Source organism: Ferdinandcohnia sp. QZ13, assembly GCF_031324165.1.
GTDB lineage: Bacteria > Bacillota > Bacilli > Bacillales > Bacillaceae_L > Ferdinandcohnia.
Map to the genome: position 1 here is coordinate 770,970 of NZ_JAVIVW010000015.1, position 12,315 is coordinate 783,284.

At 39.1% G+C, this 12,315-nt stretch carries 11 protein-coding genes; 3 read left to right on the plus strand and 8 right to left on the minus strand.

Translation table 11 applies throughout. The annotated features are described in order from the left end of the window. Nucleotides 1-2: 2 nt before the first annotated feature. The 5 genes from RGU12_RS17465 to RGU12_RS17485 all read right to left on the minus strand — a co-directional run bounded on the left by RGU12_RS17465 (nt 3) and on the right by RGU12_RS17485 (nt 5,260). A complete protein-coding gene (locus RGU12_RS17465; protein ID WP_309537194.1) occupies nt 3-1,322 on the minus strand; it encodes a GntP family permease in 1,320 nt (439 codons plus the stop codon). Between the two features lie 304 nt (nt 1,323-1,626). Continuing rightward, a complete protein-coding gene (locus tag RGU12_RS17470; RefSeq protein WP_309537195.1) occupies nt 1,627-3,000 on the minus strand; it encodes a sigma-54 interaction domain-containing protein in 1,374 nt (457 codons plus the stop codon). A 92-nt stretch (nt 3,001-3,092) separates the two neighbouring features. After that, complete coding sequence (locus RGU12_RS17475; RefSeq protein ID WP_309537196.1) at nt 3,093-4,283, minus strand: MDR family MFS transporter; 1,191 nt, start codon at nt 4,281-4,283, stop codon at nt 3,093-3,095. Between the two features lie 518 nt (nt 4,284-4,801). After that, nucleotides 4,802-4,963, minus strand: coding sequence for a glycogen biosynthesis protein GlgD (locus tag RGU12_RS17480; protein WP_116351830.1), 162 nt, complete (start codon nt 4,961-4,963; stop codon nt 4,802-4,804). Nucleotides 4,964-4,978: 15 nt separating this feature from the next. After that, complete coding sequence (locus RGU12_RS17485) at nt 4,979-5,260, minus strand: YtzC family protein (protein WP_309537197.1); 282 nt, start codon at nt 5,258-5,260, stop codon at nt 4,979-4,981. Between the two features lie 398 nt (nt 5,261-5,658). Here RGU12_RS17485 and mnmL point away from each other — a divergent pair, with 398 nt between their 5' ends. Next, on the plus strand, nt 5,659-6,621 hold the full coding sequence (gene mnmL, locus RGU12_RS17490; protein WP_309537198.1) for a tRNA modification radical SAM protein MnmL/YtqA: 963 nt from the start codon (nt 5,659-5,661) through the stop codon (nt 6,619-6,621). Beyond that, on the plus strand, nt 6,618-7,190 hold the full coding sequence (mnmM, locus tag RGU12_RS17495) for a tRNA 5-(aminomethyl)-2-thiouridylate-methyltransferase MnmM (protein ID WP_309537199.1): 573 nt from the start codon (nt 6,618-6,620) through the stop codon (nt 7,188-7,190). The genes mnmL and mnmM overlap by 4 nt, the downstream gene beginning before the upstream one ends. 192 nt (nt 7,191-7,382) lie before the next feature. Here mnmM and tbcS read toward each other — a convergent pair whose 3' ends face one another. Then, on the minus strand, nt 7,383-8,420 hold the full coding sequence (tbcS, locus tag RGU12_RS17500) for a tetraprenyl-beta-curcumene synthase (protein ID WP_309538279.1): 1,038 nt from the start codon (nt 8,418-8,420) through the stop codon (nt 7,383-7,385). Nucleotides 8,421-8,570: 150 nt separating this feature from the next. On the opposite strand from tbcS, the gene RGU12_RS17505 reads away from it, so the two are divergent. After that, the gene (locus tag RGU12_RS17505) at nt 8,571-9,113 is read left to right on the plus strand and encodes a gamma carbonic anhydrase (RefSeq protein WP_309537200.1); all 543 of its coding nucleotides are present in this window, start codon (nt 8,571-8,573) and stop codon (nt 9,111-9,113) included. An 84-nt stretch (nt 9,114-9,197) separates the two neighbouring features. Here RGU12_RS17505 and ltrA read toward each other — a convergent pair whose 3' ends face one another. Further along, nucleotides 9,198-10,481 carry a group II intron reverse transcriptase/maturase gene (gene ltrA, locus RGU12_RS17510; RefSeq protein ID WP_309534225.1) on the minus strand — a complete coding sequence of 428 codons (1,284 nt, stop codon included), beginning with the start codon at nt 10,479-10,481 and terminating at the stop codon, nt 9,198-9,200. Nucleotides 10,482-11,006: 525 nt separating this feature from the next. Beyond that, entirely contained in the window at nt 11,007-12,206 is a 1,200-nt protein-coding gene (gene metK / locus RGU12_RS17515) for a methionine adenosyltransferase (protein ID WP_116351835.1), read from the minus strand. Nucleotides 12,207-12,315 lie beyond the last annotated feature (109 nt).

The window sequence follows — 12,315 nt, forward strand, 5'->3', positions numbered from 1 at the left end:
TCCTAAATCCCTAGGCCTAGTGAAAACAAAATAATGGCTAAAATAAGCCCTATTGTAGGAACAATAACTGTTAAAGCTCCAACTGCACCATATGCATCTTTATGTGACTCTCCACAAATGGAACGGACTGTCGTGACAACATATCCATTATGTGGAAGTGAATCTAAAGCACCTGACGATATAGCAGCAACCCTATGAAGTGCTTCTGGATTAACCCCTAAATCCATGTAATGTGGGGCTATAAGTGGAAGTGCAATTACCTGACCACCTGAGGCCGACCCCGTCATCCCAGCAATCACACTAACTGCAATTGCGCCACCGATTAAAGGACTTCCAGGGATACTTGTCATTGCATCGACAGCTACCTGAAAAGCAGGTACTGCCTTTGCAACTCCACCAAATCCAACAACAGCTGCGGTATTACCAATTGCAATCAACGCACCCATCGTTCCATCTGAAAGAGCCTTTCCTATAGATGTAAAATACTTACGATTTAATAAGTAAGTTGAAATAACCCCACCTAATAAAGCAATAATAAGTGCAGATTGAGCAAGCTTGTCATGAAAGATGAACGAAATGATAAGAACTACCGCCAATGGAATGAGTCCCATAATCGGATGAGGGAGTTCTTTATTTTCAACCGTTGGGTCATTCTCTCTTGAAACGAAGGTCTCACCTTTTGCAACTGCTTTATTAATCATCCGTTTTAACCACCAGCCACCGAAAATCATCATAAACACAGCTACTATTGCACTTACTTCCCAGCCTGCTAAATGTGATGTACCTAAATATTCGATTGGAATCCAGTTTTGAATTTCTGGAGATCCCGCAGAAGTCATTGTGAATGTAACAGAACCGAATGCCAGCGTAGCTGGAATAAATCTTCTTGGTAAATTCGCTTCTTTAAATAAGCTGATTGCCATCGGATAAACTGAGAAAGCAACAACGAATAAACTTACTCCCCCATACGTTAAAACAGCACATGCAAGTACTATAGCGAAAACTGCATATTTCATACCTAATTTATCAACAATCCACCTTGATACACTATCTGCAGCACCACTGTCCTCCATCACCTTTCCAAAAATGGCACCAAGTAAGAACATGAGGTACCAGGAAGTAACGAAACTTGAAAATCCAGCCATATAGTTCCCAACAAAATTGGCTTCCCCCTCACCTGCCAACTGTGGAAATAACGGTAGTCCACTTAACACGGCAACAAACAGGGCACATAAAGGACCTGCGATTAATAGGTTCATCCCCCTCATTGTTAAATAAATCAGCAATAATAAACCGCCAATAAGGCCGATCATACTAAGCATTGTGTTTCCCCCTCACTCAAAATAGTAACCGTTTTCATTTCTCTTCATAGATCATTTGATAAATGTACTACCGGCTAGATGCATTTCAGAATTTTTCACCACCCATTTTAATAAATTTCAATTTACTTATTTGCAAGTGGCGTGCCAACTTTGTAAAGTTCAGAAATTCGCCATATTTTACTTTCTATTTTTATATAAATTCCGGAATTCTGGAATGCTAGATTTTAAGTTCCGTATAAAAGCCTGTATTTTGGATAAAAAAACGATTCCAGAAAACCGGAATTACGTTCCGGAAAACTGGAATCTATCTTTCGAAGTCTAGCTTTTTAAGTTTTTCGTACATGCTAGACTTACTAATACCGAGTGCTTTTGCTGCTAATTGCTTATCATTATTGTATTTATGCAGTGTTTTCGTGAGGACCCTTTTTTCAGTATCCTCAAGAATTTCCTTTAATGATTTTTGACCAATTAATAATTTCGGATCATCCACCAAATAATCTGGTAATGAACTAAGTTCAATTTTTTCTCCAGTTGTTAAATGAATGGCAGCTTCTATTACATTTTCCAGTTCACGGAGGTTTCCTGGCCATTGATGGACTTGAAGAATATTCATCACCTCATCATCGATAGCGGTGATACGCTTTCCCATTCGCTTTGAGGCTCTCTCGATAAAATACTTTGTTAAAGGAATAATATCCTCTGGTCTTTCTCTTAGTGGAGGGATTGTAAATGGAATGACATTGATCCGATAAAATAAATCCTCCCTAAATCGTTTTTCAACGATCATTTGCTCTAATGGTCGATTAGTGGCTGCAATCACTCGAACATCCACAGGAATAGGATTTAATGCACCCACTGGTTCGACTTCTTTTTCTTGAAGTACGCGCAATAACTTTATTTGCATATGTAACGGCATATCACCGACTTCATCTAAAAAAATGGTCCCTCCATCCGCAAGAACAAATTTACCTTTTTTACCACCCTTTTTTGCACCAGTAAATGCACCTTCCTCATACCCAAACAGCTCAGATTCCAACAAATGCTCTGGAATTGCACCACAATTAATTTTGATGAAAGGATTTTTACTTCTCTCACTTAATTGGTGAATGCTATGGGCGAATAATTCCTTACCGGTTCCGCTTTCGCCTCTAATTAGAACGGAAATATCCCCTGATGCGATATTTTTAACCTTTTCCTTTAATTCAAGAATTTGCCTAGATTCCGTCTTGATATCATTTAATGTATATTTCGCCCCATTATTCTCCTGCCAATCTTCTATATATGTTTGGAGCTGTGACATCAAGCTTTTAATATGAGTGTTCATTTTATTTAAGGCTTTTGTATCTCGGAAAATAACGGCGCCAACAGCCCCAATAATTTTGTTATCTGAATGAATCGGAATCCGATTGGCAATCATATAGTTTCCTTTAATATAGTGAGGGCTCCCAATTTCCTCTTCCCCAGTTTGAACGACAATATGCATCCTACTATTTTCAATAACCTCTGTTACGTGTGTTCCAATGACTTCTTCTCGATTGACCTCTAAGAACTCACAATAATTGTGATTGATATACACTATTTTCCCCTGATGATCTACGACGACAATCCATTCATAAGCAGTATCAATAATCGTTTCTAGAATCTTATTTTTGAATTCCAAATCATCTTGATTAAACATGTTCCCACACTCTCCCCTACGTACATCATATCATCTGAATCGTGATTCATTAAAGAGGATAAAAAAAATAAAGACCCGATACAAGTCATGTATCAGGCCTTCGCACTTAGTACAATATTGCTATTTTCTTCTAGTTTTCTATCATAGATCACTGTTGTAAAAATAGAAACAATCAATAAAACTGCTAAAACTGTGAATAACATACTCATTCCCCATAAATCAACTAGCATTCCACCAAGGACAGGTCCAATCATTCTGCCACCGGTAGCCGTACTATTTACAATCCCTTGATAAAAACCTTCTCTCCCTTTTGGTGCAAGATCATTTGCAATCGTTGGGACAGCCGGCCAAACAAACATTTCACCAACCGTTAAAATAATCATTGCCACTAAAAATCCACTAAATGAGTCGGCAGTCGAGACAAGTAGAAACGAACAAATAAAAATAAGAATTCCAAGGATAATTTGTTTTTTCAAGGATTTAGCAATGGTTTTTATCGCCATGTTCAGTAACGGCTGTCCGAGAACAATTAATCCACCGTTCACAGTCCATAATAAACTATATTGTTTTAATGTAATGCCGATGTCCTGTGTATAGCTTGAAATTGTAGCCTGCCATTGCACATAGGCCACCCAACATAAGACATAACCGATACATAGAATCAATAAAGCAGTTAATTTCGAACGGTTTTTGATTGCTTTAGGTTGTTCAAGCATACTTGTTTGCTTTCCTTTTTCAGCATGTATTCCACGATAACCGAATAATGCTACTAGGAAGAATAAGACGTACATCAATGTATTTGCCATAAATATATAATCAAACGAGTAAGAAGCTACAAAACCACCAAGACCTGAGCCTATTGCTACTCCGAGGTTCTGCGCGATATAGACAGCATTAAATGACCTTCTTCCACCTTCTGGCCAAACAGCTCCTGCCATTGCGAACATGGCTGGAAACACCATCCCCGTACCTAGGCCGATGATGGTAAGAAAAATAACATAATGTGGCCACCCATGATAGAAGGTCAAGCCTGTAAGAGCCACCAAGGAAATGAGGATTCCTGCAAGAATTGACTTGTAACCACCAATTTTATCAAATAGGACACCGCCCACTAAATTTCCGATAACAGTCGCACCCGCATTCACCATTAACACAAGACCTGCCACAGATAAAGACTTTCCTAAATGTCCATGAATATAAATTGCATTTAACGGCCATAAAAAAGATGAACCAGTTACATTAATTACCATTCCGATGATGATCATCCAAAGCGCTCTCGGCATACGGGCACCTCCTTTTTTTCCTCTTTCGTTCACATACCAAAATAAATTTTATTCCTTTCCATACCTTTAATCAATTTAAAAAAGTATTCCGATAAAAGGACAAGCAACAGTTGTAGGAGAATCTTTGGAAATACGTACTTTTTGGGAAATTTGGATGGATGTATACGCCAAAATGGGAGTATAGAAAAAATGAAGAGCTTTATTATCGCGGTACGCTGGAACGATGTCACAGTACGTGCTGAGGCAAATTTTTGGTGTGCATGTACTGCAAGAGCCTTGTTGCGATACATGCTTGGGGAATTTCAACATGAGCATGCTACGCAAGAACGAACTCACGGTACATGCTTGGGCGAATTTTGGGTATGCATGTACCGCAAGAGCCTTGTTGCGGTACATGATGGGGTAGTTCAACACGACCCTGGTACGCAAGAACAGAGTAACGGTAGATTACTGATTAGTAAGTGAGATAAGGACTAACGATAAGAACCGACAAGCAAAAACACTTGTCGGTTCAACATTTATTCAGGGCGTTGCTTTGATTTTATCGGTTGCCCTTTTTTAAGGTAATTTTGCTTTGATTTTTTCACAGGGTCAAAATCCTGTCCAAATTCTACATCATTGCTATTTCTACCATTTTTCGTCTTTTGCTCAGGATTGTTTTGGTCTGAACGCTTTTTCATTGATATCTTCATCCCCTATTTATACTCTTGAATGATATTCGCATCCAAAGTCATATCATTTTGGAGTTGCTGCAATTGTAGTCTCATTCGATGCAATTGCTCCCGTTGCTGCTCATTACAGCTTTGTGCAAGCTTTGCCAATTCGTTTGTGACATCCTCCAATTGCATTTGTGCGTAGGTATACTCCGTTGCATTATAAGCTTCTTGTCTTCTAGCAGTGTTGATTTGTTCTTGGGCATTACGAAGAGAATCCTCACAGCGCTGCAAAAATGCCTCAACAGATTGTCGAGTAGCCATACTTCCCCCTCCTAATTCCAAAATGAGAAAAACGAAAGCTTTCTCCTTTATAGTGTGTTCATCCTTGATTTCTTCTCTCAGAAAAATTATTACCAATTTATGAGGCCCACATGACGTGGGTAACAAAGACGTTGCCACAGGATGTGACGTTCTTAGTCTTTGAGCTTTTGAATTTTCCATTTGAGTTCTTAAAAGACTGCATGCTAATATTAACTTAATTCTGCAGAAGCCTCTATTTTGCTGAAAAAGTTAAAGCCTTCGGGGGAGACATGCAATTTTAAGTAGAAGCTTTTCTGCATGAAACTGCACTAGCCCTCATGGGTGTTAATTTGCCAGTTAAGCTGACGCAAGGTGTATTTGATTATAGGAATTTTTTCTTAGTTAGGAGTGGCAAACAAATGCCTCAGGTTAACCCATTTCCATATTCAACAGATAATAAACGATATCATACATGGAATTATCACTTACGAAATACATTTGGACACAAGGTATTTAAAGTAGCGCTTGATGGAGGGTTTGATTGCCCTAATCGAGATGGTACAGTGGCACATGGTGGCTGTACGTTTTGTAGTGTCGCAGGATCAGGTGATTTTGCTGGAAACCGTGCAGATGATATCCTCACACAGTTCCATACAATAAAAAATAGAATGCATGAAAAATGGAAGGACGGTAAATACATGGCGTATTTCCAAGCCTTCACAAATACTCACGCACCTGTAGAAGTATTACGTGAACGTTTCGAGCCAGTTTTAAATCAAGAAGGGGTTGTCGGCATTTCGATTGCAACAAGACCTGATTGTCTTCCAGATGATGTTGTTGAATATTTAGCAGAGCTAAATGAACGGACTTATCTTTGGGTTGAACTTGGGCTACAGACCGTTCATGAAAAAACAGCCCAGCTTATTAATCGTGCTCACGACTTTAAATGCTATGTTGACGGGGTCAATAAACTTCGCAAGCACAATATTCGAATATGCTCCCATATTATTAATGGACTTCCACAGGAGTCTCCAGAGATGATGATGGATACGGCTAGGGAGGTTGCGAAACTCGATGTACAAGGAATAAAAATTCATTTGCTTCATTTATTAAAAGGAACCCCGATGGTCAAACAATATGAAAAAGGACTTTTGGAATTCCTCTCTTTTGATAAATATGTACAATTAGTTTGTGACCAACTTGAAATTTTACCCCCAGAAATGATTGTTCATCGCATAACAGGGGATGGTCCAATTGATTTAATGGTAGGACCAATGTGGAGCGTTAACAAATGGGAGGTTCTTAATACAATTGATGCTGAATTAAATCGTCGTGACAGCTATCAAGGTAAATATTATCAAAAGGTGGCGGAAAGCGTATGAAATTAGATCGAATTCTTCCGTTCGCCCGGAAAGTACTCAATCTTGCTATTAACGAAGGAGATTATGCCGTTGATGCAACGATTGGAAATGGACATGACACCGCTATGCTAGCGTCCTTAGTTGGTGATAGTGGACATGTTTTTGGCTTCGATATTCAAAGAGAAGCAATCGAAAGTACAACTTCCCGACTGAAAGAGCAAGAATTACTCAATCGTGTAAGCTTGTTTCATAAAAGCCATAATCAACTTTTAACGACAATACCGACAGAAGCCCACGGGAAAATTGCTGGTGCCGTTTTTAATTTAGGATATTTACCCGGTGGAAATAAGAAAATTGTCACAAAGCCAGATTCTACGATTGAAGCGATAGAGCAATTATTATCTCTTATGAAGCCTGAGGGTATTATTGTCCTTGTGGTGTATCACGGTCATGATGAAGGAGCTGTCGAGCGAGATCGCCTTCTGGAATACTGTTCAACACTTGACCAACAACGCGCTCATGTATTAATGTATCGTTTTATGAATCAAATGAATAATCCGCCTTTTATTATCGGTATTGAAAAAAGATAGAGCCCAGACTGTTGACAAACGCTCGCATTCTTCGTTGCTTGCCTCTCTCGTCCGCTCATGAAGGCAACTTCTATTCGCGTCTTCAATCGACTGCGCGCCTTGTCTGACAAGCGTTTTCAAGTCAGTCTGAAATGTTATGCCCAAAGTTTTACTTATAAAAATTAAGATAGAGCTCCACCGCTCTATCTTTTTTTATCCAATTACTTGTTGAAATCTACGGTAAGCCCGTCCATTCATGTAAAAGAAAAACGATGTCTTCCCACCAAGTCTAATGATTTTCTTTGCAATTTTTAAAACACTTCGCTGTGTTCGAACCTTTTCATCTGACAAATAGAGGCCCAATAATCCTCGATTAATCATTCGATGGAATTTTTCATTTGGTAATCCTGCTGTATGCTTGTCCGCTTCATTAATAAAATGCTTAAGACGAGCCACAAGTTCATTTTCATGTGGATAGTAAAAACAAAAATTCAAGTCCCCACCTTGACGATCCTCTTCTTGGTCAATGAAATAATCAAGAAGGATGTGGAGCCCTTGTATATAAGGAAAATATCCATTTCTAACTTTAACTGCAATTTCCTGGTTGAATTCCTCATGAAACGCATAAGCCACTAAACAAAAAATGCCTAGTGTTGACCCTGAGCACGCTGAAAATTCATACCATTCCATACGTGGAAGTTGATCTTGATGGCTTTTAAACCAGTTCTCAAGCCTTGGGACACGCTCTTCTACTTTTACATGTTTATGTATTTGCAGATCACAATAATAGGCTGCTAATTCCTGTAAAAAAGTATCTATTTTATCATAATGGTTGATGTTTTGAAGAACATCCTGACAAGTTAAGACTAGGCTTTCTAAATAGCCACCATCATCCTGCTCATCGCGATACTGATAATAATTTTTTGTTGGTTGCCCTGGTCGCAATGCATCTGGCATGGAATCATGGAGCGAACGAAAATCGACAGGGTCTAATGAGGTACTTCGATCACATAGATTATCCAGATAGTCACTAATTGTTTGATAAGCTACGATAAAACGGATGCATTCCTCCATTTTTCCTTCTGCTAATAAGGCGAGGATGGATCCACCTTCACAGTGAAATGTTTTTGAATGAATGCTAGCCAAAGCCTGCTTCCGAAGCTCCTCATTTGGAATCTCCTCAGCTTTCTTTTTCCAAATAGCTAATTCACGATGTACAATTGGAAATACCTCACGATACACTTTCTTCATTAAACTTATTGGTTGTGTTGGTACCAAAGATATCACCTCAAATTTTAGATAGATTGAATATATGTCGATTTACGATACTTGTGAAAGTTGATACACTAACATTAAATGATATTACAGCGAATATCAAACAATTAACTGGGGGTACCTATTATGATTTATCCATACAAAGGGAAATATCCTGAAATTGCGGAATCTGCATTCATTGCGGACTATGCAACAGTTACCGGTGACGTTAAAATTGGTGATGAAACAAATATATGGTTTAATACTGTGATTCGAGGTGATGTAGCACCAACAGTTATCGGAAAAAGAGTGAGCATCCAGGACAATTCGACTTTGCATCAAAGCCCCAACAATCCCTTAATCGTTGAAGATGATGTCACAATTGGGCATCAGGTTATCTTACATAGCTCGATTATTCGTAAAAATGCTCTCATTGGAATGGGTTCGATTATTCTTGATGGTGCTGAAATTGGTGAAGGTGCTTTTATTGGTGCTGGGAGCCTCGTTCCACAAGGTAAGAAAATTCCGCCCAACACACTCGCCTTTGGAAGACCCGCTAAGGTGATTCGTGAATTAAACGAAGTGGATAAAAAAGACATGGCTAGAATTCGTCGTGAATATGTTGAAAAAGGACAGCATTATAAACAATTACAAAAAGAAAAGCGCCTGGAGCTAAATACAGAAAAATAAGTACGAATCGAGTAGGAGGCACTTTCGTGCCGTCCTCTCACACCACCGTACGTACGGTTCCGTATACGGCGGTTCAATTTTATACTAAGCATGTACTTTGTTATAATGTTCCACGCATGAGATTAGTCCAAATTGGGCTAATCTCTTATTCGTTATTGTTGTGGTAAGTACCCATGAGTAAGCGATACGTACTATTCCTTTACTGGTGTGGCTATATTTATAAGCATTATATTTGTTCATTCCCAGTTTAATTAAATTCTTTCTACGGTTTTTGGCTGTTTTCCATTTCTTCCAAATACACATCCGTAGTCTAACTCTTGTGTGGGAATCTATTGTTCCCAACAGCTTTTTCATATAACCAATTTTGAAATAGTTTATCCATCCTCGTATTACTTGGTTGACTCTTTCAACCTGATACTTCGTATCAACACTCCAGTTTTTCCGTGTTAATTGTTTCAACTTAAACTTGAAGTTTTCTACTGACTTTTGATGTGGTTTTGCTTTGTACAAATCCATTTGATAATCTTTGAAGAAACCGAATCCTAGAAATTTCATGGAGGGGTCATTTGGCCTTGTTACTTTCGTTTTACTGGCATTAACAATCAAGCCTAGCTTCTCTTCTATAAACCTTGTCACTGACCTCATCACTCGTCTCGCAGCCATCTCGCTTTTGACCATAATAATGCAGTCGTCCGCATATCTGACGAAACGGAGACCTCGTCTTTCAAGTTCCATATCCAATTCATTAAGCATGATATTGCTGAGTAAGGGTGATAAGTTTCCTCCTTGCGGAGTTCCTATAACTGTTTCTTCATAATCTTCATCTATTTGTACCCCACTCACTAAAAACTTACGAATGAGAGAAATGACGTCACCATCATCTACTGTTTTTGATACAAGATTCATTAGTCTATCGTGATTGACCGTGTCGAAGAAACGTTCTAGGTCAATATCTACAATCCAATCATGACCCTCATTTAGAAATTCTAGAGCTTGTAATATAGCCATCTCTGCATACCGTCTTGGTCTGAATCCATAACTATATTCACTAAATTGCCTATCAAATATAGGTGTAAGTACTTGTGCAATTGCTTGTTGAATGACCCTGTCTTTGACCGTTGGTATTCCTAAAAGTCTAACTCCGCCATTTGGTTTAGGAATCTCCACTCTTAATACGGGAGAGGGTTGATATTTTCTTTGGCGAATTTGTAAGATGATTTCATCCTTATTTAATGCCATATATGCCCCCAATTCATCTACAGTCATTCCATCTATACCAGCTGCACCCTTATTCTTTTCCACCTGCTTGAATGCCAGGTTAAGATTATCCCTGTTTAGGATTTTATCAAGTAGTTTTCCTTCATACATGCTTGTTATTTCCTTTCTGTCTCGTGAAGGCGGTATCCACTTTGTCGCGATGTGCCAGTGGTCTATTTCCTCTTCCAATTGAGATTTCTATAACGATAAAATTGTTCAGCCCTTCGCTCCTTCTAACTTTCATTAGACATCTTCACTACTACGGCTTCTGCTGACTTCTCACCATCCAGTCTTATATCTCTATAAGATTTTGGTATAGCTTAGTGAGACCTCCCCAGTTAAGGTACGAACTCTTTCCCTCCATCTATCTGCCATATTTACACCGTATGATTACTGTAGCTATTGGACTTTAACTTCTTGTGCAGTCTTATCCTCATACGTTGCCTCCTATATGGTTTCTGTTCGTCAGACCGGAGGTTTGCCGTGAGCTTCCTTCAGATTCCACGTCTCCATGGACACCCTTGCTTTTAGCTATGTGCTTACCGCTACAAGGTCGCACTCGGGACTTTCACCCGTTAGAGTTCGCCCATGCTGGGCGAACACAAAAAGCTCGCCAAATCGGCGAGCTTTTCTATCTTATTTTGCAGCTTGTGTCTTTAGAGTTTCTGCTTTATCAGTACGCTCCCATGGTAAATCAAGATCGTTTCTACCAAAGTGACCATATGCAGCTGTTTGTTTATAAATTGGACGACGAAGATCCAACATTTTAATAATACCCGCTGGACGCAAATCAAAATTATTGCGAACCAATTCTACAAGAACATCCTCAGATACAGTTCCTGTACCGAAAGTATCAACAGAAATAGAAACTGGCTGAGCAACACCGATTGCGTACGCAAGCTGAACTTCACACTTATCCGCTAATCCTGCTGCCACGAGGTTTTTCGCAACATAACGTGCAGCATATGCAGCAGAACGGTCAACCTTAGTTGGATCCTTACCTGAGAATGCACCACCGCCATGGCGTGCATAACCACCATACGTATCAACAATAATTTTGCGACCTGTTAAGCCAGCATCCCCTTGAGGACCACCAATTACAAAGCGGCCAGTTGGGTTAATAAAGTATTTCGTATTTTCATCAATTAGTTCACTTGGAACAACTGGATTGATCACATGTTCTTTAAGATTTCGCTGAATTTGTTCCAATGTAATTTCCGGATGGTGTTGAGTTGAAATAACAATGGTGTCGATACGGACAGGATTATTATTCTCATCATACTCAACGGTAACCTGAGTTTTACCATCTGGACGTAAATATGGAAGAATCTCATCCTTACGAACTTTTGTTAAACGGCGTGAAAGCTTATGAGCTAACGAAATTGGTAAAGGCATTAACTCCTTTGTTTCATTACATGCATAACCAAACATTAAGCCTTGATCCCCTGCACCAATTGCTTCGATTTGCTCGTCTGTCATTTGACCTTCACGAGCCTCTAATGCTTGATCAACCCCCATCGCAATGTCTGGAGATTGCTCATCGATTGATGTTAAGACAGCACAAGTTTCATAGTCAAATCCGTATTTTGCACGGGTATAACCAATCTCTTTAATCGTTTCACGGACAATCTTTGGGATATCTACATATGTAGAGGTTGTAATTTCTCCCGCAACAAGTACAAGACCTGTTGTAACAGAAGTTTCACACGCTACGCGTGCATTTGCATCATTTGCTAAAATGGCATCTAAAATAGAATCTGAAATTTGGTCACAGATTTTATCTGGATGTCCTTCCGTAACAGACTCAGAAGTAAATAAACGGCGTCTAGTTGTCACAAACGCTTCCTCCTTTTTCGGATTCAGAATCAAGTTATCCTCAAATTCTGACATTCATTGATACGGTACTCATTCCCTTAGTATTGTTACCTTCACGATTTTCTATCCT